The 22598-nt window shown below is 61.0% G+C and carries 24 protein-coding genes and 1 pseudogene; 10 read left to right on the forward strand and 15 right to left on the reverse strand.

The features are described 5' to 3' along the window. Positions 1–123 precede the first annotated feature (123 nt). From XH96_RS03245 to XH96_RS03255, 3 genes and pseudogenes are all read right to left on the reverse strand, one after another. Entirely contained in the window at positions 124–762 is a 639-nt protein-coding gene (locus XH96_RS03245; RefSeq protein WP_194391026.1) for a GTP pyrophosphokinase family protein, read from the reverse strand. Then, positions 737–1654, reverse strand: coding sequence for a hypothetical protein (locus tag XH96_RS03250; protein WP_194391027.1), 918 nt, complete (start codon positions 1652–1654; stop codon positions 737–739). The genes XH96_RS03245 and XH96_RS03250 overlap by 26 nt, the downstream gene beginning before the upstream one ends. 131 nt (positions 1655–1785) lie before the next feature. Beyond that, positions 1786–2565 (reverse strand): annotated as a pseudogene (locus XH96_RS03255) (SOS response-associated peptidase). A gap of 297 nt (positions 2566–2862) precedes the next feature. Here XH96_RS03255 and XH96_RS03260 point away from each other — a divergent pair. The 4 genes from XH96_RS03260 (at position 2863) to XH96_RS03275 (ending at position 8149) form a co-directional block, all read left to right on the forward strand. After that, positions 2863–4548, forward strand: coding sequence for a DUF2130 domain-containing protein (locus tag XH96_RS03260; RefSeq protein WP_194391028.1), 1686 nt, complete (start codon positions 2863–2865; stop codon positions 4546–4548). Next, complete coding sequence (locus tag XH96_RS03265; protein ID WP_194391029.1) at positions 4541–5485, forward strand: ParB N-terminal domain-containing protein; 945 nt, start codon at positions 4541–4543, stop codon at positions 5483–5485. Before XH96_RS03260 ends, XH96_RS03265 begins: the two co-directional genes overlap by 8 nt. A gap of 376 nt (positions 5486–5861) precedes the next feature. Beyond that, complete coding sequence (locus XH96_RS03270) at positions 5862–7463, forward strand: adenylosuccinate synthetase (protein ID WP_246789921.1); 1602 nt, start codon at positions 5862–5864, stop codon at positions 7461–7463. Further along, positions 7460–8149 (forward strand): hypothetical protein, encoded by a 690-nt coding sequence (locus XH96_RS03275; RefSeq protein ID WP_246789922.1) that lies wholly within the window; start codon positions 7460–7462, stop codon positions 8147–8149. Before XH96_RS03270 ends, XH96_RS03275 begins: the two co-directional genes overlap by 4 nt. Here the strand turns inward: XH96_RS03275 and XH96_RS03280 are convergent, their stop codons facing one another. Together XH96_RS03280 and XH96_RS03285 are read right to left on the reverse strand one after the other, a co-directional pair. Beyond that, positions 8150–9523 carry a hypothetical protein gene (locus tag XH96_RS03280; RefSeq protein WP_194391031.1) on the reverse strand — a complete coding sequence of 458 codons (1374 nt, stop codon included), beginning with the start codon at positions 9521–9523 and terminating at the stop codon, positions 8150–8152. It abuts the gene before it with no gap. A gap of 100 nt (positions 9524–9623) precedes the next feature. Beyond that, a complete protein-coding gene (locus XH96_RS03285; protein WP_246789924.1) occupies positions 9624–10304 on the reverse strand; it encodes a hypothetical protein in 681 nt (226 codons plus the stop codon). A gap of 30 nt (positions 10305–10334) precedes the next feature. On the opposite strand from XH96_RS03285, the gene XH96_RS03290 reads away from it, so the two are divergent. Then, the gene (locus XH96_RS03290; RefSeq protein WP_194391032.1) at positions 10335–10688 is read left to right on the forward strand and encodes a helix-turn-helix transcriptional regulator; all 354 of its coding nucleotides are present in this window, start codon (positions 10335–10337) and stop codon (positions 10686–10688) included. 287 nt (positions 10689–10975) lie between these two features. Here XH96_RS03290 and XH96_RS39010 read toward each other — a convergent pair whose 3' ends face one another. The 6 genes from XH96_RS39010 to XH96_RS03320 all read right to left on the reverse strand — a co-directional run bounded on the left by XH96_RS39010 (position 10976) and on the right by XH96_RS03320 (position 14747). Then, complete coding sequence (locus XH96_RS39010) at positions 10976–11440, reverse strand: hypothetical protein (protein WP_246789926.1); 465 nt, start codon at positions 11438–11440, stop codon at positions 10976–10978. Positions 11441–11682: 242 nt separating this feature from the next. Then, positions 11683–11949, reverse strand: a complete 267-nt coding sequence (locus XH96_RS03300; RefSeq protein ID WP_194391033.1) for a hypothetical protein — start codon at positions 11947–11949, stop codon at positions 11683–11685. 337 nt (positions 11950–12286) lie between these two features. Then, on the reverse strand, positions 12287–12628 hold the full coding sequence (locus tag XH96_RS03305) for a hypothetical protein (protein ID WP_194391034.1): 342 nt from the start codon (positions 12626–12628) through the stop codon (positions 12287–12289). Positions 12629–12693: 65 nt separating this feature from the next. Then, positions 12694–13548: a hypothetical protein gene (locus tag XH96_RS03310; protein ID WP_194391035.1), complete on the reverse strand. Its 855-nt coding sequence runs from the start codon at positions 13546–13548 to the stop codon at positions 12694–12696. A gap of 18 nt (positions 13549–13566) precedes the next feature. Continuing rightward, a complete protein-coding gene (locus tag XH96_RS03315) occupies positions 13567–13971 on the reverse strand; it encodes a glyoxalase superfamily protein (RefSeq protein ID WP_194391036.1) in 405 nt (134 codons plus the stop codon). Positions 13972–14033: 62 nt separating this feature from the next. Further along, complete coding sequence (locus XH96_RS03320) at positions 14034–14747, reverse strand: hypothetical protein (protein WP_194391037.1); 714 nt, start codon at positions 14745–14747, stop codon at positions 14034–14036. Positions 14748–15114: 367 nt separating this feature from the next. Here XH96_RS03320 and XH96_RS03325 point away from each other — a divergent pair, with 367 nt between their 5' ends. The 3 genes from XH96_RS03325 to XH96_RS03335 all read left to right on the forward strand — a co-directional run bounded on the left by XH96_RS03325 (position 15115) and on the right by XH96_RS03335 (position 16957). After that, positions 15115–15633 (forward strand): hypothetical protein, encoded by a 519-nt coding sequence (locus tag XH96_RS03325; RefSeq protein WP_194391038.1) that lies wholly within the window; start codon positions 15115–15117, stop codon positions 15631–15633. 164 nt (positions 15634–15797) lie between these two features. Further along, positions 15798–16103 carry a hypothetical protein gene (locus XH96_RS03330; RefSeq protein WP_194391039.1) on the forward strand — a complete coding sequence of 102 codons (306 nt, stop codon included), beginning with the start codon at positions 15798–15800 and terminating at the stop codon, positions 16101–16103. A 542-nt stretch (positions 16104–16645) separates the two neighbouring features. Next, entirely contained in the window at positions 16646–16957 is a 312-nt protein-coding gene (locus tag XH96_RS03335; protein ID WP_194391040.1) for a hypothetical protein, read from the forward strand. 207 nt (positions 16958–17164) lie between these two features. Here the strand turns inward: XH96_RS03335 and XH96_RS03340 are convergent, their stop codons facing one another. Next, positions 17165–18331, reverse strand: coding sequence for a site-specific integrase (locus tag XH96_RS03340; protein ID WP_194391041.1), 1167 nt, complete (start codon positions 18329–18331; stop codon positions 17165–17167). 217 nt (positions 18332–18548) lie between these two features. Further along, positions 18549–18845 carry a ribbon-helix-helix domain-containing protein gene (locus tag XH96_RS03345; RefSeq protein WP_194391042.1) on the reverse strand — a complete coding sequence of 99 codons (297 nt, stop codon included), beginning with the start codon at positions 18843–18845 and terminating at the stop codon, positions 18549–18551. Positions 18846–19601: 756 nt separating this feature from the next. Between XH96_RS03345 and XH96_RS03350 the strand changes: the two genes are divergently transcribed. Continuing rightward, positions 19602–19802, forward strand: a complete 201-nt coding sequence (locus XH96_RS03350) for a helix-turn-helix domain-containing protein (RefSeq protein ID WP_194391043.1) — start codon at positions 19602–19604, stop codon at positions 19800–19802. Between the two features lie 370 nt (positions 19803–20172). Further along, a complete protein-coding gene (locus XH96_RS03355) occupies positions 20173–20778 on the forward strand; it encodes a hypothetical protein (RefSeq protein ID WP_194391044.1) in 606 nt (201 codons plus the stop codon). Here XH96_RS03355 and XH96_RS03360 read toward each other — a convergent pair. Further along, a complete protein-coding gene (locus XH96_RS03360; RefSeq protein WP_194391045.1) occupies positions 20751–21161 on the reverse strand; it encodes a hypothetical protein in 411 nt (136 codons plus the stop codon). The genes XH96_RS03355 and XH96_RS03360 overlap by 28 nt on opposite strands. A gap of 467 nt (positions 21162–21628) precedes the next feature. Next, complete coding sequence (locus tag XH96_RS03365; protein WP_194391046.1) at positions 21629–22597, reverse strand: hypothetical protein; 969 nt, start codon at positions 22595–22597, stop codon at positions 21629–21631. Position 22598: the final 1 nt, after the last annotated feature.

Raw genomic sequence — 22598 nt, forward strand, 5'->3', positions numbered from 1 at the left:
AACGCCAGACGAAAGCCAAGTTTTGGCATCGTCCAGGTTACCGCGCAACTTTCGCAATTGGTAGAGCTCGGGTTTGTCCACCTGTTTCGCGGCGCCTTGGATGACGGACGGGCGCGGGCAGGCTCAGTCTCTCGCCGCGCCGCGAGAGCGGAAGAGTTCGTCGAACATGTGATCCGCGCCCCATGCCTGCGCGGACGTATAGGCGAGCTTGCGTTTTTCGTCAGGGCTAAGGGGCATGGAGCCGGGTTTGTAGCCGAGGTCGTGTTCCGCTTCAGACCAGGCGTGCTGGAAAAGCGTCTTGATTTGAAGTTCGAAGAAGTCGGGCAGCATCGACTTGTTGATGGTGTCGCCCTTGACGTCGCTTGGCAGTACCAGAACGTAGTGTCTTCCAAAATAGCCGAACTCCCACTCGGACTCCGGAATCCGATCGCGGAACTCAACTGTCCTGAAGTAGCTCTTGATGATCCCGTCCAGCCGTTTTACGTCGGATCTGAAGAACACGATGATGCGAGCGCCGATTTGGTCCTGAATCTGCGCGAGCGGCTCGGAGTATTTCTGCTTGCCGTTCGCCCGCGCTTCGGCCTTTTTCAGGAAGCTTGCTGGATCCTTCGCGCGCGCCGTGACGCGGTCGATCCTCGGCTCCGACTTTAAAAGGCCGGCGAGATGCTCGCGCAGTGCGAGCGCCGCGGGCTTGAGCGCGTTTTCGTAGCGGTCGCCGTATTCGGTTGCGAGCACGCTACCGCGCTGTCTTGAGTTTTTCATCGATCACTTGGCCTCGCGTCACGAACTTGATTTCATCCTTCGAGCCTTCGACCGGCTCTTGTTCGAAGACCTCGTCGAACTTCTCGGTATCGGCGGTGAGAAGTGCGCCGTTGCTTAGCTCGACCGACTTGAAAGCGACGAGGCTTCTGTAAGTACCGATGTCGAACTGAAAAACCTCCTGTGCGGCGGCAGAGGACTTGAGCTCGCTCTTGATCGCGTTCTTCGCGGCGTCGGAGAGACCCAGGCGCTTGCCGAAATCGTCGATGTTCAGCCGTTGGCCGGCCAGACCGCTCGCCAGCGTCCCGGCCGCGGTGAGTTCCTGTTTGATATCTAGCGAAGCCTTCTTCGCCGCGTCCCGAAGCGCTATCGCGAGGCGCCGCGTTCCCATCGCTGGCGTGGTGGTGAAGTCCGAGAGAAGAAAATCGTTGATCCAGTAGTTCGACGGTTCCCCCAGGAGCGTGTTAAGTTGCTTGTCGATCGCGCGTCCGAACCAAAAGCCGCCCTGCAGCGAAGCGTGTTGGTAGAGAACCGCCTTGTAGGAGGTCTTGCTCTTCATGAAGACGCGTTCCAGGAATTGGACGGACAGGGTGCCCGGCGTCTCGTCGACGTAGATCGCGCTATCTGTCGGGAAGCGGGAGAGGACGATCTTGTGATCGCGTCCTTCCCTGCCCGAGATAAGGAAGAGCAAGCCTAGTCCCGACCGGCCGTCGCTGTACTCGGCGAGCCGCTCGGCGATTTTTCGACCCTTCGAAAGATCCGGCTTGCTCATATACGACACGACGAGATCTCTGCAGTCGTTCTGCTGCTTGCCGTCCGGGGTCGGGCTGAAGGTGATGTCGACGTTGCACTCGGTGTCTGCCTTGGCATAGATCCCGCTCAGGAGGTCGAACATGCCGCCCGTCAGGGAGACCGTTGTGCCTACGATTTTCGTCTTTTCCGTCCCCTTTCCGGGGTGCACTAGAAACGTATGAATCTGCTGTACCGCCAAGTTTTCCCCCGATCCGGAATTCGCTCTTTTTGACGTCAAATATAGCTACGCAACGTCAGCGAGCACAGTGGAAACTGGCCGGGTCCGGACGACAGCGCAGATCGTGCGACGGGTGCTAGGCCCGGCCGTCCGGCGACAATCCGCAGCGCGCCGCCCGGCAGGGGCCGCTGCAGCTTGAGCGCCTGTTCCGCTGGCGCTGTCATCCAGGCCTCGACCTCGTCGGGCGTCGTCAGGATCACTGGCATCGTCTTCGGGTGGATGGTGCCGACTTCGGCGTTTGGCTCGGTCGTTAGGAACGCATAGAGGTCATTCGTTGTCTCCCCTTCCTTCACTTTTCGAACCGACGTCCAGTTGGTCCAGATGCCGCGAAGCAGAGGAGCGGGCGGGTCTCGTTGAGCGCGAACCAGATGTTGCCGCCCTCGGCCTTGTTGAATTCGCTGAACGAGTTGAACGGCACCACGCAGCGGTGCTCCAGACCTAGCCATCGCGTCGAGTGTTTGCTCTTTACGTTCCTGATATTGGTCGTGCCGGCGTCCGGCTCCATCCGGAGCAGTTGGTTTAAATCGACCTCCTTGCCCTTGTCCTGCAGCTTCTCGGCGCGCTTCTTCGTCGCGTCCGTCAGCGCTTTCGACGAAGACGGCATGCCCCAGCGTGCGGTGGCGAGTTCGCGGCCATCGGCTCCGCTTCTGACGATCGGCGGCGTAATCAGGGAAGACTCCGGGCATCGGCGCGAGGTTGCCGACGTAGCGGTTGATGACACCGAATAGCGCACCGATGGCGGCATGGTTGGTGGTATTTAAATAGAGGTTGCACAAGATCAGGTCTCCGGAGCAGCCTGGCGAGGGCGCTGTGCCAACTGCAGCAAGGTGGCGGCTGGATGCTCGCCGGCTTTCGCGCACTTCCGGCACCGCATGCGGCTGGCTAAGTCATGAAGGAACGTCGTCGATGGGTGGGCGAGCGCCGCGAGGTCGACGTCGCCTTGTGGGGAAAAGCACCAAATCTCCAGGGAAAATAACGCACGGCGTGGTCGCCGGCCTGATGTTTAAGCAAAGAAGTTGACAAAACTAGGATTAAATGGGAGAAATTAGGACCCATTCTCGAGGACCGCACCAATGCCGTCGCATGCTCCCCTCTTTGACGCCAAAGGGCTCCAGCCCCCGGCCAAGCTGTCGTTGCTGGCCGAAGCTTGCCCGACTTGTGATCAGCCGATTCCCCACGATCGTTACGACGAGATCAAGGAACGGATTCAGTCGCGCGAACGGAAACGTGCCGACGAAATCACTGCGCGGCTGCAGGAGCAGCACGCTCGCGACAAGGAAGCCGCGCTCGAGGATGCACGCAAGCTCTCCGATACGAAGATCGCCGAGGCGCTCGATCAGGCGCGCAAGCTTTCGGAAGCGAAGATCATCGAGGCGCGCGACGCCGCCCGTCGCGCCGCCGACGCCGAGAACGCCGAGCGCATCGCCGCCGTGCAACGCGAGAGCGGCGAAGTTCAGGCCGCCATGAGCGCTGAACTTGCTGCCGCCCGCGAAGCTACGGAAGGCGCAGCGGCGACCATCGAGCGGATGAAGGAGGATGCGGCGCTGCGCGAACAGACGATCCGCGCCGAGGCCATGCAGGCCGCCGAGGCGGTGGCGCAGGAAAAGCTCGCGGCCGGCGAACGCCGCCTGAAGGAGGTCGAGACCGCGTTGAATCTGCGCATCGAGAGTGCGGACGCGGCCAAGGTCAAGGCCGAGACTGCGGCCGCCACGCTCGAGGCGGCGTTGACGAAGCAGCGCGACGACCACGCGGTCGTGTTGGCCGACATGGAGTCGAAGGCTGTCGCGCGCGAGGCGGAGATCCGCAAGGAGCTCGAGGCCGCAGCGGCCGACGCCGTGCGCGAGCGCATCGAGGCACTGGAAGCCGCGAAGGCGAATGCCGAGGCCGGTGCCGCGTCGGCTGCGAGTCGGCTGGAGGAGCTGGAGAAAGCGCATCAAGCCCAGCTCCAGGATGAGCGCGAGGTCTGGCAGAAGCACGTCGACGCTGCCGTCAACGCCGAGAAAGCCGCCTCGTTCGAGGAGCGCCTCAAGATCCAGACCAAGTTCGAGGAACTGAAGCGCGCCTACGATCAGAAGACCGCCGAAGAACTGGGCGAGGGCGCCGAGATCGACCTCTACGAGTCCCTCAAGGCCGAGTTCGAGGGCGACAAGATCGAGCGCATCAACAAGGGTCTGCCCGGCGCCGACATTCTGCACACCGTCATGCACAACGGTAAGGAATGCGGGAAGATCATCTACGACTCCAAGAACCACAAGCAATGGCGCTCCGAGTTCGTGACCAAGCTGGCTTCGGATCAGATGGCCGCGAAGGCCGAGCACGCCGTTCTGTCGACCAGCAAATTCCCGAAGGGCGCGCGCCAGCTCCATGTGCTCGATGGCGTGGTCCTTGCGGGGCCGGCTCGCGTCGTCGCGTTGGTGCAGGTGATCCGACGGCACCTGGTTCAAACCCACACCTTGCGCCTGAGCAACGACGAGCGCGTCAAGAAGACCGCGGCGCTCTACGACTTCATCACCTCGGAGCGCTGCGCGATGATCCTTGCCCGCATCGACACCCACACCGACGATCTCCTCGATCTGCAGGTCAAGGAGAAGAAGGCCCATGACGCGACCTGGAAGAAGCAGGGCGAGTTGATCCGCTCGGTGCAGCGCGTTCGTGCCGAGTTGGCCAACGAGATCGACGCCATCGTCGGCATGGCGGACTTCGGAGACATGGCCGCCGATTTCAGAACGACCGATTTCGGCGAGACCGTTGATGAATAACGCGGCCGAAGACCGCGATCGGGTCGTCGTGAACCTGCAGGAGCGCAGGCTCGATCGGACCGTTCTTCGGACCTATCGCACGAAGGCTAACATCGACGAGATCGTCCCAAACGAGAAGCAGCCACGCCTTGGGCCGAAGATCGACGAGGAACTGCAGCGCCAGATCGAAGCCAACGGAGGGTTGTTCGAGCCGTTGTTGGTTGAACCTCACCCGCAGTTGCCAGGCAAGTTTCGTATCATCGACGGCGACCGCAGATGGTCGAACTCGAAGGTGTTGGTCGAGCAAGGAAAGGACGAATACCGGCAGATCCCGGTCGAGGTCACGGACCGCACACTGAGCGAGGAGGACCGGCTGCGGGTCTGGATCTACATTCACAGGCAGCGCAAGGAATGGGACGCCAAGGAGAAGGAGATGGTGGCCTATCGTCTCGTGGACCTTATGGGGCGGGCGAGCGCCGCCAACATCCTCGGCATCACCGTCCGCGAACTCGATAAGCTTACCGATGTGTTCGAGCTCTCGGAAAAATTCACCAGTCTTCGTGACCCCGGCGCGGCGATCACGTGGGCGCGAGAGCTGATGGGCGTCAGCAAGAAGCTGCTGACGCCGAGCGTGGTCGAGGCGGTGGTCCGGAAGGTCAACCAGAAGCGGATCACCAACTCCAAGGACCTACGCAAGCTTCGTGCGATCCTGCCGGATCCCATCGCCAAGGCGCACTTCTTGGCCGACGCGGGAGACCTTGAGTCGGCTGCACTGCGGCTCGGGACTGTGAAAACGAAGTCCGACGACGGTCTCACAGGCGAGCTCGACGCGGTCGTCGAGGCGGTCAAGGCGGTGCCATGGACGACGTTGCAGGATCTGAAGGGCAATGCCGAACTGCTGAAGAAGATCGATGATGCGGAGGCGATGCTTCGCTCGCTGCGCAAGGCACTTTCCTAGCGCGCTGGCATCGTTTCCAAGGCGGACACCGCTGCTGTCGGCGCAAGCGCAACCCTAGGCCGGTAGGCATCAGCCTCGCCTTCGCACTGCTTCAGGGCTCGTTTACTTCGACGAGGTCCCTTCCCGCGGCCGGCACCGACCAGGGCGCGAGGGGTGGAACGGGGGCCGGTCATGAGGTGGCGCGCTAGGAATGGTGTCCGAAGCGGAACTTGGCACAAGGAATTGAATCGACGGCGAAATAAAGCCGCGCGGTAAGCTGATGAGACCTTGGAAGACCTCGGGGAACGCCTAGGTTGTCATCTGTTGCCCGCCGATTAATCAGCTGGATATGCGAGTGGGATTCGGCCTTGTCATCAGGACGAGGAAGGGAGGTCTTGTGAAGTACGTCATCGCGTTATCCGGCCCTGTTGCTGTCGGCAAATCCGCGCTCGCGGGGGAATTTGAGAGGCGTTTCGGCGCATACAGGATCTCGACACGTATCCTGCTCGTCGAGGCGGGGACCAAGAACGAACGCTCCGAACTCATCGAAGCCGGCAAACGCCTGGATATGCAGACTGGCGGCACATGGGTTCGTGACGGCGTCGTTGACCATCTCCGTGTGCACGGCGAGAAGGAGATCGTCCTGATCGATTCCGTCAGGACCGTCGATCAGATCGGGCACTTGCGGGATACGTTCGGCGAGAAGTTCGTGCACATCCATGTGACCGCGCCATACGTCGAGATCAAGAAGCGATACAATGACCGCGGCTCGGTCGCCGACACCGGCATGGAATACGATCAAGTCAGGGCCGACAGCACCGAAAGCGGAGTCTGGCTTCTTGATCGTGTCGCCGATCGCGTGGTCGAGAACTGGAGGTGCGAGCCGCCTTCGTTGCTCGCGCGCGCGGTCGTCGGCATAGGCCTCTTTCCCGCGGTTGCCGAACCGCTGGTGGACGTGATCATCAGCGGCCAGTATGGCAGCGAGGGCAAGGGGCACGTTTGCGCACACATAGCCAAGGGGTACGGCGTCCTGGTGCGCGTCGGAGGTCCGAATGCCGGCCATCAAGTGGCTTTCCCGCCTTACAACTACCGGCAGCTCCCCTCCGGCACGCAGTCCAACAAAACGGCGAAGATCCTGATCGCCGCGGGTTCTACGATTCTCCCCGAGAGGATTTTGAAGGAGATTAAAGACTGCGAGTTGACGCCGGATCGGCTCGTGATCGACGAGCAGGCCATGGTGATCGACGACTGGGACAGGGAATTCGAGGGTCAGGAGGGTGGCTTGGGATCGATCGGTTCGACCAAGCAGGGCGCCGGTGCCGCGCTCGCCCGCAAGATCCTCAATCGCAGCGACAAGCCGATGCTCGGACCGAGCGTGCGGCTTGCGAAGAACCGCCCCGACCTTCTTCCTTATGTGAGGCCCGTGCAGCGCGAGCTGGAGAACGCTTATGCTAACGGCACGCGGATCATGATCGAGGGCACGCAGGGAACGGGACTGAGCCTGCACCACGGCAACTACCCGCATGTGACGGCACGAGAGACGACCGCATCCGGTTGTCTGGCCGATGCCGGAGTTGCGCCCACTCGGGTGCGAAGGATCGTTATGGTGGTCAGAAGATACCCAATCCGCGTCGGCGGCGCCTCGGGCCCGATGGGCATCGTCATCGACTTCGACAAGATCGCCGAGCGTTCCGGAATCCCGGCCGCGGAGCTGAAGGAAAAGGAAATCGGATCTGTGTCGGGCAATCCCAGGCGCGTAGCCGAATTCGACTGGGAGCAGCTCAGACGCTCGGCCGTCCTGAACGGCGCGACCGATATAGCCCTTTCGTTCTCCGACTACATCAACGTCGAGAACCGACTGGCGCGGCGTTTCGACCAGCTTACCGACGAAACCAAGACTTTCATCGCCGAGGTCGAGCGCGTCGCCAACGCACCGGTGTCGCTGATATCGACCCGGTTCGACCGATTTGGCGTCATCGACCGGAGGAACTGGCGTTGAAGGAAGAGGATCTGCTCCGGCAATACCCGCGGCTATGGCACATGGCCGAAGACGGTAGTTGGGATTCGATCCGGAAGCATGGGCTTCTGTCGACGACGTCGCTGCTCGATCTCTACAAGTATAAGGGCAAGGCCAGGCACGATCTCGAGTCCGCCCGCCGTCCGGAATCTGTTCTCATCGCAGCCGATGAATTGCCTCATGCGGTCGTACGAGATCAGAAGCCGATGACCGCTTCGGCGCTCGAGAAGTGCCTGACCGACGGCACGACGCCGGAGCAATGGTTCGAGACGCTCAATGCGCGCGTCTTCTTCTGGCTCTCGCGCGATCGGCTAAGAGGTTTGCTTGGCGCAAGGGCTTATCGCAACCGGCCACAGACCGTGTTGACGCTCGACACCAAGAGCCTGGTCGAGGCCAACCGGGATCGCATCAGGCTCAGCCCGATCAACAGCGGAGCCACGATTTACCGGCCGGCTCCGAGAGGCATCGACACGTTTCTTTCGATTGCCGATTACCCATTCGACCAATGGCGCAAGAAACGACGGGCCAGCAACGCAGTCGTCGAGCTGACGGTGCTCGACGGTGTCCAAGACATCACCGACCACGCGATAGCGGTGCATTCGGTCTACAAAGGCGAGCTGACCGAGCTTTGGCGGAAGAAGGGAACCGCTGGCGACGACGGGCCCTAGCTAGTGGCCTGCGGCCGCCGCGCTCTTGATACGGGCGGGCCGCCGTGCCTTCCTCAAGAGGTCGGCAAAGTGGCTCGTCAAGCCGATTTCGCCCTCGATGCTGACGCCGACGTCGCCCGGCAGTCCATCCAGGAAGCCGCGCAACGCTTCGAGCCCGCGCGATACCTGGAACGTTTCCCAGCGTCGCGCGTCGCCCGGCACGATCGTCGATGCGGCGCTGTCGGTGGCGCCCTTGTGCAACTGCACGATCCAAGCTCTTGAGCCGTCGTGAACCCATTCGAAGCGGACCGGACCAAGAGACGCCTTCGCGAGATCGTAAAGCGCCCTGACATCGGCGGTCACCGACGCTGGAATCTTCTCCGGGACTTTCCGGCCGAGCATGAAGTGATCGCCTTCTCCCGCCGTACCCTCTATGATCAATTGACCGGTAGCGTCCGTGATGGCTGCGCCCGAATGGGTTGCCGGAACGGCGGCTTGGCAAAGGATCGCAGGAATCTGCGTGCCCTGCGGATCTTCGATCGACAGTAGCTTGAACGGGTCGGCCCATCCTTTGACGGTCGTATATCGGCCAGGCTCCTGCTCTTTCGGGCAAGTACGCGTCCATACTTCGCGGGATGCGGTATCCTGACCGAACGTGAACGGCGCGACTCGTCTCGAGAAGCAGGTCGTGCGAGGCACGGGCAGGCCGATCGCGTGCGCGACGAGGAGACCGAACGTCTTGTCGCCGATGTGCTGGCTGAACCGGTTCGGCCATTTCATGGCGGGCTGCGCCGGCGCGGATTCCGTGCCCTCGTATTCCCACATCAAAGTATGCGAACGGCGCCAGCCACGGGGCTTCGGATGGATGCTGAACTCCAGACGTCCCCGATCCGCCGCGACCGTTTCCGGCTCGAACCCGAACACCATGCGGATGATCGACCTCGCGAGATTGGACGGCATTGAAGCCGTGCCCTCTTTCTCAACGCAACGAGGAGTGTCGTCGGGAGCGAACTCAGCTACGCCACCTTGAATGACGCCCGAAACGCCGCCATCGGAAACGTCGACCGTCTCGTTCGCAATGACGAACAAGCCCTCAGCGGACATCTTCCTCAGCAAGGATTCCGCTTCATCGACGTTTGCCAAACCATAGTGGAAATCCCTGCTGCGCGGACTCTCCGGCGTGAAGCTTCGGAGGTTGATCGTGCCTTCGGGGCTGTGTTCCACAAGGCTGCAAAGGCCGTCACGCAGCGTCTCGAAGCGGTGGTTCGGCTCATAGCCGGCGATACGGCAGAACTGCTGATTGGGTGCTTTTCCGCCCGGCGAGTAACTCACGAATTGGGCGACATTGCCGATCCTCGCGAGTTCGTCGAGCGATTGGTCTTTCCTGAGCGACATATGCAAGACCTCGTCGCGAGAACGATACAGAACTAACTAACGCGGGTGCTACAGGTGCGACCGGATCACGTCCAGACGGCGAAGCGGTTTTCACCGCATTTCACCGGGTGGATCTGAGGGGATTGACTCTCGGACGCAGCGAAAACAGAGCCTCAAAACGCTCCAGCCACTCGCGCTTGGCCTCCCGCGGGGAGAGATTGCGAACGACGACCGGCGCCGGGATCACGTCCAGTCCCCGGAGCCACTCGTCAGTTCCGCGAGGCATGATCTGGCGCTGCTCGGCTGCGAGCACGCGGAGATCGGCCTGCTTAACTTCGCGAGGCATGGGAGATTGCAGTCCGAAGCGGGAGAAGATCGCGCGTTCGACCTCGCCTTCGATCCGCTTGTAGTCGGGCAACATCTGCTTCAGCGGTCGGGTGATGTCGCCGAGGAACGCCTCAGCGGCATCGTGCATTAGCGCTTCGAACTCGAAACCAGTGGCCACGTCACTGACGAGAAGACTGTGCTCGGCCACCGAATAGAAGTCCCTGCACTGCCCGGAGTACCGGCAGATGTGCGCCAGTCCATGGGCGATGTCCTCGACTGTGAAGGGGCTGGCGTGAGGCGCAGCGAAGTCAAACCACGCCCCGCTCTGGAGCATGATTGATGGTCCGACATCTATTCTGACCGCAACCACTGTGTTCGCTTCCCAAGGCATCAGCCCCTCCGAATATATGCCGAAATGCGAACCTTGTTCCATCGGCGGCGGAAGCAGGACACGTGCCTTTGAATAAGGTTGCAAATTCGTATGTCCCTATATATGCAAATTCGCATGAAATTGGCAAGCGAATCGAAACGGGCGCTGGTGAACGAAATCCGCGATCAGATGAGGGCGCGTCAGCTTTCTGCGTCTGAACTGGCTGCTTTGAGCGACGTAAATCAAGGCCAGGTCAGCAGGATTCTCGCCGAAGACTTCCGGGCAATCAGTCAGAATGTTTTGCAAATTTGCATAAAACTAGGAATTGATCCTCTGCGCTTCGTTGGTGGTGTTCATGGAGACGAATTCGCCAAGCGGCGCATCGTAGACAGCGCTTTGTCCGTGTGGGATGGGACGCCGGAAGACGCGGATCTGCTGGTATCCGTGCTCGGCGGTATGGCGGCTCTGCGCGGCGCCAAGCGGAGGTGAGGCGTCAGGCCGCCTAACGAATAAGAATTTCCGAGCACCACGAAGCATCGTCCGGAGCCGGCGGCACGGCGGTTGCCCGAGGGCTGCAGGATCGTGAGTTATCTTTCGGGTGGCGCACCATGTCGATCATGCCGCGCGTCGCCGTCGTGTCTGGCAACCACGACACCCGCCCGATCTTGGTCAGCTTGAGACGATCAGCGTCCGCCGCTGATCGCCCCTCCGTCGGATAGGGCTTCGGCGATGAACGCCAGTCGTTCGCCCTCCTCGAGCTGGCATAGACGCCTTCCTTAGTGGAGCCCGATGTCGGGCTCCATTGTTCTGCTTTCCGACACGTCCATGATCGCGATATCCAGCTCCGCAGGGATCGATGTTTTTGCTGCGACGGCTTCAATGAGCTCGTGCCAATCGACCCAGACCGATGGCTCCGGCGAAGGAGAGGAAGAACCCCAGGATGAAGCCGGCGCACGCGAACAAGACGCCATCGGCGGAGACCGGTAGAGCGAATTGAAAATCTTTCCATGTTCGGGCGGCAAGGTCGGCAAAATAACCGGTCGCGAACGCGCCGGCGCGTGCGAGCGATCCGGGCTGCCCATGGCGGTTTGCTGTTGCACGTCGAGATGCGACGATCCACTGCAGGCGAGCTTGGAAAGGGTGGTGCTCGCGGTCCAGTCAAAGCCGACATGTCCTAGGTCAATTTTAGGAGTTCGCGCTTCGGTGTTCCTAACGATGACATTCAGGCCGAGATTACTCAACGGAAGCTGTCGACACCTGCACCACGGGTGGAGGTCACAAACATATTCGTAGAGCCGTTTGGGCCGAGTACTCGGCAGTGGGAGACTTAGTGCCGTGAAGGCGCATCTGCCGTCCCCTCCGCAAGCGGCAACTGCTCGGATCGTGGTCCGCCGAGGGCGGCTATTCCAAGACCTCGATCCAAGCGATTTGCACGACCCTGGGAGTCGAGCAGGCGCCGGACCGGAAGTTCTCTGCGTGGGGGTCAGATGCGAGTCCTGAAGACAGCGATGGTCCGATCACCGAGGTCGTGCGTCGTCAACAGCGTGGCGGTAAGCACCGTCTTGCCGCCGTCGGGACTGAGGCGCCATCCGCGGCCGGTCGCCATACGGCTATCCTGCTTGATGAGGCCGTAGGACCTGGCCTTGCCGGCGGCCTTGATCTTCCCAGCCTTTTTGCTGGCGGCCGTCGCTCGAGCTGTGCCCTGCTTTTTGGACGTCTTCGTCCTGATCTTCTTTGCTTTCGTAGGCATTCGCAAATTCTGCTTAGTTGCTTCGGTGAATATGTGATGTCGCGCGCGGGCCGGACAGCGCCATCGCCGGCTTGGCGCAGTGGTGGGCCTACGGACCAGATCCACGAACGCTAGAGCAGGAGACGCTCGATCCCGCCCCGGCTTCGGGCGACCTGCTTCTCTCGCCGAATTATCGAGACAGAGTGCAGCCGTAGGTGCCCGCCGACGGCTCGATCACTTCGGCCAAACCAGCAATTTCAGCGTCGGAGTCTTCGGACCCGGACATTTCTTTCATGTCTCCTTCCGCGCCACGGTGAAGCGAAGCAGAAACGGCGACGACCGCTGAGCCGACCTTCGTCTACGCGACTTCCTTCATGGCGCGGGTGACGACGGACTGCGCGATCACGGCGGCGACGATCACCTCCTCCCTAACGTCGACGATGCAGTTGGCGTCGTACAACGCCGACCCCTTGCCGTAGGTGCGCATGACTTCGTAGTCGCTGTCCCCCTCGTGCCGGCTGATCACGACGTACTCGGTAGGCTGAGAGCTGGGCGGGGCCATGATGTCGATCAGTGCCTCGATCGCATCCTTCGCCTCCTTGAGGCCGCAGCCGTAGGTGCGACGGAATACCGCGATGGCCTCGATCTTCTTGCCGTCCCGCAGGAGGGAAAACACGGTGTGCATGGGGGTGACGTTCATGGTAGATGCCTCTCTTGTTGGTGGTGGTGACGACGGGAACTTCGCGCCGGCATTGTCCGTTACGACTAGCGCTCGCGACGCTTTCGGGCCGACTTCGTGGTCTTCGCCTTATGCTGCTCGTATGCCTCGTCGAGCATGGTCTCCAACGACGCCCGGCGACGGTGCAGAAACTCGAGGTACACCACGTCGACCGCCTCGCGACCGTCGAGCGCCGCCATGGTCAACGCTTCGAGTTCCTCGCAGCACTCGATGAACAGGTCCAGCCTGGTCTCGAGAGCGTCGGAAAGCAGAGCGAGCGAAAGCTTATCCTCCAGGGTCAGTCCCAGATCGGTTGCGCGCCGACGTTCGGAGGCGAGCCGCCGCGGATCCATGGCGGCGATCTCGGCGGCCACACGCTGCCGCCGCGTCGGCGCCTCGTAGGTGCGGAAACGCCGAGTGACCGGGCGGTCGAGATAGTCGAAATCCGGCGGCACGTCGCGGTCGGGCACGAACACGACGTAGCTCTCGCCCCTGGTGTTGGGCGTCAAATCCACCAAGCCGGTGTCGGTCTCGAACATGGCGTAGAACTCGGCAGTGACGTACAGCGGGCTGGTCCGGATCCGATATCCGAATACGGGACGGCCCGCGGTCTCGAGCATGGCCTGTGCGATGTTCAGGACGTAATTGGTCGGATCGGCGTTCTCGATCGGGCGAACCGGGACGAGCACGAACTCCGTCAGGCCCAGTTCGGCCTTGCAGGTCGAATAGACGTCGACAGGAGCGAAGGGGTAGATGATCGGCGTCGTCTCGGTAGTTGCCCCCAGGGCCAAGGGCTCTATCGCCGCGCTGGCGGGGACGCCGTCGGTGATCTTCTCGTCACCGATGTTCGCGGTGTCGGGGATGGGTTGGCCGGTCGAGAAGCAGATGACGTTGGTCGACATATTCTTTTCCTTTCGGAGTTAAGTGGTTCGTGGGGGTTGCTCTTGTCCGAGCAGACTTCGGGGAACGGGTGGCCAGGGCTGGATCGGCTGTCCTTTCGCTGCCTGGGCCTTGGCCCACGAGCCGGTCGGGTCGACGCGGTCCAACAGCTCACGGGCGACGGCGCCGAGACCGGCGGCCTTCAAGACGTTCATCTGGAACGCGTCACGCTCCAAGAAAGCGGTCTCGGAAAGATCCTTGTCGAACGAGCTGTTGGGCTTCCAGCGATCGCTTTCGAGAAAGTGCCGCCAGCCGTCGAAGCCGTACAAACGCGCGGCAAGGTCGCGGGCCCGGCCATGTGTCAGTTTCATCCCGTGGGCGAAAAGTATGATGCGCAGCCGCTTCGCGGTTCGCTTCACCCGGGTCGCAGGCATGTTGATGATCATCGTCTGATCTCCTTGCTTCTGATGCTGTCCTTAAGCGATGCATCGCCTCGGCGTAGGCGCGATCACCAGCCCTGAAAGAGCGCCACCAGCTTTCCCCAGTCGCCGAGCATGCCCGAACCCTTCATCGCGCTGATCGCGTCGGCGGCATGCCAACGGTGGGGAAGACGTCGGAGCCACGGGCCGTCGCGCTGGTCGCGGTAGAGGAACATGATGGTGGCAACCATCATCTGCTCTGAGAGGTCGAGCTCTTTGTATGACTTGCGCCAGGTCTTCAGCGCCGACTCGTCGATCTCGTGGGTTTCCCAGTGGACGCCGGGTGGCCTGACGTCGATATCGAAGCAAGCGGGAAATCCCGAACGGCCGTAGAACGGCTGCAACCCGTACCGGTCAATCACGGCGAGCAGGTGGGCGGCGAAGTCCCGCGCGTTGGGATCGGGTTCGGGCGGAATGTGCTCACCGCAGACGGCGGCCAGCGCCATCGCCTCGCGGCGATCCATGTGACAACGCTTCAGGACGAGGTCAGCGAGTGTCGTCTCCGGGAAGCGGCCCTTGGCGAAGTTCGGCGAGATCGTCGCGTAGGCCGTTAGCGCCGCCGGGACCGCGGTGTGGTGGACATACGCGTTCTCGGCCTTTGCGAAGTCGCTGAAGACCGCAAAGCCGCCGGGCGCGAGCCGCGTCCCGAAGCTATGCAGAAGAGTGGCGTAATCACTGTAGCAATCAGTCATCGTGCGGATCCAAATATCACTTGGTTCTAGTGATATTATCGCTAGAGTCATGCTATCCTGCAAGGGTCTCCGGTGGTACTGCTCTCGGCAAGGTTAATTTTTCGAGGCCAAAATGCGAAGAAATTGGCGAGAAGAAGCGAGACAGGCGATTGAGCGATTGAGAGACTGTCCGTATGGGGAACGAGAGGCGCGTTTGCGCAGCTTCGCTTCGCAGCTCCAATATAAGAATAGTGATCCGTCTTCATTGCGGCGTGCGGTCAGCGCAGCGGAATTTCTCGATCGGCTTCGCCGAGAGCAACCCTTCTCCTACGCCCGACTAGACGGCGTCTCCCTATCGGTCGCAGAGCTCATGGCGCGCGTGTATGAAGCAGATTCAACCCTATTCCCTGAAGTCGCCAAGGACTGGCAGGAAGGCCGTGTGACCGTCGCAAGTATGCGGAAGCTCTTGAAGGGCATTTTGCCATCCGGCTACGCAGGCAAAGTAGGAAAAGCGAGACAGCAATCGTTCAAAGACGCTGCGGCGGTCGCCATCAAAAACATAGTCGGCGATATGGATCTCGGCGAAATAGTGTCGATGACAGCGCGAGCGGCACAAAAGCGACCGTCTGCAGTGAAGGTGGACTATCTATTCGAAATGAGGACCGCTCGGACCGTCGCCGTGATGACGGTGGGGCCTTACCGAAACGCTACCATGTATCGCGACAGGGCGGAGGAGTGGTCGCTTAGAGCCTTCGGCATAACTTGGTTTTACGATGTTGTGGTTCTGGTCCTTCCCGGTCCGGAAGAAGCAAAGGTCTACCGTCAGCGAGTGCACCAGCTTCAGGCCGAGATTACTCAGCGAAAGCTGTCGACACCTGCACCACGGGTGGAGGTCACACACATATTCGTAGAGCCGTTTGGGCCCGAGTACTCTGCAGTGGGAGACTTGGCGCCGTGAAGGCGCATCTGCCGTCCCCTCCGCGAGCGGCAACTGCTAGGATCGTGGTCCGCTGAGCTGCGTTGTTCTAAAAGCTCGAAGAGGAAGAGATCATGAATTGCTTAGATCGAGCCAGGCGAGCCAGTGTAAGTTGCAGTTGAGCTCCCGAAACACGAAGCGCCTCCGTGTTCCCGCTACTCAGCGGCTTTGCCTGCCGCTGCCTCATATCCTTAGTTCAGAAGCTCGCACAAGCCGATAAGGAGCAGCAGCGAGGAGATGTTGCTGCAGAGCGGAGACCATCATATTACGAACGGATGGTCGAGCTGGAAAATTTTCGCCCGGCCTGTCCCAGTGACATCGTCATTGGATGCAATTCGAACGATCGAATTAACGGGATAGCCAAGATTTTCTGCTTTGAAGGCGGCATGATCAAGATAGCCATCGTCCTTTCCGCACGCCACAAGGCGATGCGCCTTGTTCGCCAGCCCTAGGCCACGATCCGCGATGGATCCGCCGGGCCAATCGGCGGACAGGTCATCTCCTCGAGGGCAACCGAGCCCACCAAGTTTGCCGGCATGCCGGTGAGGAGTCTTCCGATGTTTGTTTCGAAATCACCGGTTAGCTCCGGAGCGATAGCCGCTTCGTAGAGCCAAGCGACCCGAACCCGCGCGATGCGGTTCGGCGCGTTTTCGCCGATCCCGCCACCGATGAAGTCCGCCGGCGCGCACCGGACTCGGGAGAATTCGCCAAATTCTAATCGAATAGCCGCCGCGCAGCGCGCGGTTCCAACTCGTGGAGCGACGCCGAAAGGCGAGGCGCTCCGGTCCGGAATGCCGAGGGTATGTCTTTTGCTCGGCAGAAAGGATGTCTCGGGGCGCTGCCCCTGACGAATTCAAAGGGCTCGCGACCGGTTTGATCAACTGGGTCTTCGAGCTCTTCAGGGCAAGCAGGCGGTCTTAGCCGCGGCACGGAATGCTCCCGATCAAGGTCGGTCACCGGCCGCGTCACCGTCAAGCAAGAAGGGGCATGACACATGTCCAAGTACGTCAAGTGTAGGATCGTTCGTCTGGGCAATCAGGGAACGTGGACCACGAGCTACCGCGTGACCTGCAGCGACGCGAGGACCCGAGCTTTCGTCAGCAGCGTTTCGCTGCCGGCCTTGCGCAACGGGGCACCGCCACCGGTTACGATGGCACTGCTCGCAGAGCTGCTCGATGGTCACCTGGTCACCTCGGTCTGCATCGAGATCGAGCCCGAGTTGTGGCCCTCGCCGTCGCGATTGCATCGCGGCGGTCCCATTCAGGACGGCTCCCAGCCGTCGCTGGTGAAGATCGAACTGGCTTAGTTCGCAATCTAAGCTGCGCGCGGGGCACAGACCCGCGCGCAGCATAAGGGAGCTGTCGTTAAAGTAACGCTTGAGGCAGAACGGTGTGCGTGGAGTCTCCCGGCTTCCGATTCCACGAAGATACGTCAATCAACGCCGCCCTAGCTTTTCGACAAAGATGATCCTTCTTACACTTATGCCGTAAGGTCGCAGTCACGCTGTGCCAACTCAGCCGGCCATGACGATCGACTCGGCACGATCTCTCGCCTTATCGACATTCATGCGCGCCTCGAACAAGTAGCCGTAGGTATCGAAGGTGAAGGCGACGGTGGAGTGTCCCATCATCACCGATATGCGCTTCGGCGAAAAATCCGATTCAATCCACAAGGCGGCGCAAAAGTGACGTAAGGCATGCATGCCATATTTTGCCACGCCGACGCTGATCTGTTTCCCGTTCTTGTCGGGCTTGATCCTTATCCTGGTGACGCCCGCCTCGATTTGAGCGAGGCGCAGCCACCGGTTCATAAGGTTCGCGTGATTTTGCGGCGTGCCGCGAGAGGTAGGAAAGACGAGACCAAGTGCACTTTTCGGGCACTTCAATTTCCACTCCTTCAGCGCCTTCGCCGTGGTCTTGTTCATGACGATCTCTCGTGTACCCGACTCCGATTTGGGGTCACCGATCACGCCGAACTTGTCGGCGCGCCTCGAGATCGATATGAGCATTCTCTTGAAATCGATATCGCTCCAACACAAACCCCGCAGCTCGGATCCACGCAGTCCAGCGAAAACGAGTACGAACAGCATGGCGAGGTAGTCAGGCCACTGCTCGGTCGTAGCTTGGATGAGCGCCTGTACCTCCTCCACAGTCGGCATGGGAGGGCGCTTCTTCCTCTTCTTGACCTTGTAAGGAGTGAGGTGGATGACGTTCTTAACGAGCCATCCCTTGCTCTGCGCGAATTGCAAGATGGCTCCGACCTCGATGCGGACTCGACGGACGATCTCGTGTGAACGTGAACGGTCCAGGATGTCTTCGTAGAGTTGCTTGGCATCCGCCACCGAGAGTGTTCCGATCTTTCGGTCGTCCCATAGTGGACCGGAATAATCTCTATGGCGCTGCTCGTACACGTCTGTGGTCGTGCGCTCGCGTCCGTTCGCCTTGCAATCGGCGATCCAGGCTGTGGCCACCTCCTTGAAGGTCTTGGATGCGGTTGCTGCTACGTGTGTACCGGCTGCGACTTCGCCCCGGGCCTCAACTAGCCACTCGTCCGCCTCCCGTCTTGTCGGGAACTGCCGGTGGCGGCGCTTGCCTTGATTGTCCTTGTAGTCGACCTGCCAGACCGTTTTTCTCTTCCCGGTCTTGGTCGGCTTGAGGACCCGTTTTCTGATGCTGGCCACGCCGTCTACCTGATGCCTGACAGAGAGTTCGGGGCTCGGTGGGGAACTCGACTGGTCGGCGCAGGAGCGGATGCGTTGCGAAGCGTAGCGAGCGAAATCTGCAATCGGGAAGGCGGATCAGCGCCGCCGTGACATCGTCCGGTGACGGGTAGCGTCTCCATCGATGCTGCAAGGATGTCGCGCCCGGAAGCATCACTTCTCATATGAAGGCCCGCCATTAGTGTCGTATCCCCCCGATGGCGTTCGGCGAGCTCGCCGTCTCGGCCTGGTGGACGCGTGCGATAGGAGCCGTGGCTTCGGCGGCGATAGCGACGTAGTGTTCAAGCACGAACACACGGATCGCCGAGGAAAGATTGCCCTTCCGCTGCCTGTCGATCTGGCACAAAAGCTCGGAGAGCGACATATTGCGTTGACGACAGATGGCTCGCAGGCCATCCCAAAAAACGTCTTCGAGACTGACGCTCGTGATGTGACCGGCAACGACGATCGATCGCTTCACGATGGGCGACCTCATGCCTTGACCTCAACGCGGATGAAACGGAGCAGTTGAGGACGTTCCGCGACGGCCGCGAAGAGGCGTGTCAGATCCGCATGAGAGAGCGTTAGGCAATGCGGCTGATCGTTGTTCCCCGCGTGGAGCGGAGTTCGGTGGGAGGACTGCTCGGCGCGTCGCTTCCCCGCAAGCTTAGCCCTTTCGAGTCTGAGACATGACTGCAAAGTCCTGCCGCACCAAGTTCTCAAATTGCTAGGACCGTAGGCACAGATGCAACGCTGATCCTTCGGCGCTTGCTGGGCGCGACACGAGAAGTTGGGCACGAGAAAACCTCCGCAGAGCGTTTGTAGCACTTGCTATGTGCTGTATATAGCATATAACTTGTGCTACAAAACGCAAGCGTGAGACGCACGAGATGGTTAACGAACCTTTACCCGATGATTTGACGAGAAGAGTCGCCGCGCGGCCGTCGAGGCCGTCCATCAGGTTCGGAGGCGCGCGTTATCTCGATCTTGCCCGGGGACGGTTCGAAGCCGCAGCCGCCGGATGCCGTTCAATAAGGCTCGTACGGCTAACGCTGACTGCCGCTAGGAGCCGGGTCTCACCACGATTTGGGTCGGTGCCGGCGACGGGTCTTCGACTTGGATTCATGCACGCGGCGTCGGTAGCCCGCAACCAACGCGAGGTCGCGATACGGGCCGTCCACCTCGATTTCTGCGCGCGCACCGGCCGGTGGGCGAAAGCCCGGGGAACGGTCGGTGGATTGCGGGTGGAAAGATGATCGATCTCATCGAGGGCGCTGACGGGATAGCAAAATTTCTCTTCGGCGAGGACACTCAGCGGCTTCGTCGCCAAGTCTACCATTTGGCCGAGAGCCACGATCTGCCCGCGTTCAAGATCGGGAACAAGCTTTACGCCCGGAAAGCGAGACTCGCCGAGTGGATCGAGGCCCGGGAGAACGAGGCCCCGTCGGCATGAATCTCAACCATCAATCCGATCGGAGCAAAGACGTGAGCAACGACGAGGAGGACCATTGGGATCGATTGCCGAAAGCGCAGCGAAGCGCTTTCGAACGCATCGCCGCAGGTGCACCTCCGAGGTGCTCGGCACAGACACTCGATAGTCTCATCCGAGCCGGACTAGTCGAGCGTCACAACGAACCAATAGCGCCGCCGGATCGGTTTGGGCCCGTGTACCAATACGTCTATTCCGTGCCCATTACCGTCCACATGAGTTGGGCCGAGTGGGCGAAGCGGCCGCGTCGCAAGCGCCGGCTTAAGGTGCTCCCTCCACAACGGCCGCCGGATGATCTTCCTCTGTTTTCGGGCGGCCGGGAAGGACGGGCAGCGTGAGATTGCTCGGTCTGGACCTCGCGACCACTACCGGCGCAGCTGTGCTGGACGGCGAGCGATACCTATGGGCCCGAGAATTTCGCTTTGAAGACAAAACGAGCGGACAGGTCTTCCGTAACCTCCGCGAGTCGCTTTGCCGGATCCTCGAACAGGATGACGTCGCTCACGTGGCGGTCGAGCAGCCGCTTCGAACGGACGTCGAGGTCCGGAGCGGCCAAGTCGATCCTGACACAGGCTTACCGATCATGACGCGCCCCGCCATGAAGACCTTCATGCGGATGTATGGTCTCTGCGCGGTGGCGGAGGAGGTCTGCGCCGCGAGAGGCGTACCCTTCACGTACGTGAACCAGATGACCTGGCGCAAGGCCTTTACCGGCAACGCGCGCGCGACGAAAGATCAAGCGTTGGCCCAAGCCCGCTTGATCGACAAATCCATCATATCTGTGGATGCGGCGGAAGCGCTCGGCGTTTGTTGGTGGCTCCGTGGTCATGTCGACCCGAGATTTGCATTTCGGCGCGGCGGCTGTGCCAATCGTATCCGCCACCGTCTTCTTGCGCACGGCAAAGCGTCGGCTCAGCGCTTCGACTTCACCCGCTCCTGACGCCCCCGGATCCGCTCCAGAACAGGATCGATCTGCGGTACGGGCGGCGGAGACTGTTCCAACTCGGGCTGCGCCCTGGCGGCCGCAACGATATCCGCTGCCGCGAGCGGGCGCGGGGTCGTCATCCGGTAGATCGCCGCCTTGGTTGTAAAAAATTTTCCTGCTATCTTTGCGATAGGCAAGTCGCCGTCTTTGACCGCTGTCCTCAACGTGGTCAGCGTTATCGGCGCCCCGTCGGGCCAGAATAATGCAACAACTTCAGGTAGAGTAAGCAATTCATCGTCACTCCAGAGCGATGGGCACGGGCGGGCCCGCACCCGCTCCGGGATTGCGTCCGCGAAAACACGGGCACCGGATGCGTCATCAGAGGGAAGAGCAGTCATATCAAGGGACCTCGTGAGCTTTTATAGGTTACATTTTGTCACCGATTGCCTTCGCCGTCCAGCTCCGATGGTCCACAAGGTAAACGGCCCCAGGAAGGGCTAGGTAGAGGGCAGTTCGGTGGCTCGCGCGAAGCTGCGAGCCGATCGTGCGGCTAGTATTGGGATACGAGGGACTTGCGGAATCGCTGTCCTGAGGTTTGTCTGGAAAACCTGATGTAACCGGGCAAAACGAGACCGCATCGCTCGAAACCGAAATGGACAAGCGTTTGATTTCGTTGAGTCCGGTATCGCGGAGAAGGGTGGGATTGAATCTGGACCGGAATCTACATCGAGGAGAGGAATGAAGCCTCAATGGTATGATCCTCCTTTGAAATTTCGCGACCACGCAGGCCGGTCCGAAAAATTTGTCTATGGGTCTGTCGCAGCACGGGGCCGGCCAGGACCGAACCGGATGCGACGCCGCGCCATTATCGAGTCCCGGTGCTGTCCCCGCCGGGATCGCGCTTCCAAGGCCTGCGCATGGGAAAGAACTTCTCGTAAGCGGACCGCCGATCCGGCGTCGGAGGTCCGGAAGGTTCGACGATCGTATCGAGTGCGCCATCGGGCGTCACCTGCATGATGCCTATGGACCTGGTCCGGAAGGCGTCGATCAGCGCCCGAACCGCGTCGACGAAGCCGCCGTCCGTCGTCGGCGAGAAGACGAGATCGAAGCGCGGGTACAGGGTCGCCAGTAGGGCGAAGGCAGGAAAGTCCCGCTCCACCGCCCGGACCGGTCCATTCTCGTAGACCAGCAACTCGACGCCGGCGACCACCTCGAAGGGAAGCGCGCCCCTCTTTGCGATCTCGAGGCTGCCGTGGCCGCCGGCTGCGAAGCCCACCGGGGGGCGGGCACGCAGCATCATGGACGGGTCTGTCAACAGAGGACTGTGCCGCTGCAGGGCCTGTTCCATGAAAACGTGGGTCGTGCGCAATTTGGTGAGCGATGAATCGTGGTAGTGCCAGCCCTTGGACGCGACTCCTTCCCCTGGCGCGTCCACCGGGACCGTGGCGAGACGCTCGCGAAGGCTGGCCAGCGTCGCCGCGCCGGCCTTGAGGTTTTGCAATGCCTTCAGGCCTTCGGCAGGATTTCTGTCATGGATCCTGACCGCAACCTCGCTCGGATTGAAGTCCATCGACACGAGGTCCTCCAGATCGATCCCCTCTTTCCGGGCGATGGCCCGCAGCTTCGACAGCACCGAAACGTAGCGCCTGAGGACACCTTGCGACAGCTCGGTGGCTTCGGCGGCACGCTCGCGGATCCTCGAGGCAGCGCTGCCGTCGGGCGCCGCTTCCAGCCACTCCGCTAGGATTTCAGCGATTTCGAACCACGGACGCCGCCGGCTGCGCGCCGATGCCAAGCGCCGTTCAAGTAATTCGGCAGACGGATCTTTAACCATT

It is taken from the genome of Bradyrhizobium sp. CCBAU 51765 (assembly GCF_015291725.1).
In the GTDB taxonomy this organism is placed as follows: Bacteria; Pseudomonadota; Alphaproteobacteria; order Rhizobiales; family Xanthobacteraceae; genus Bradyrhizobium; species Bradyrhizobium liaoningense.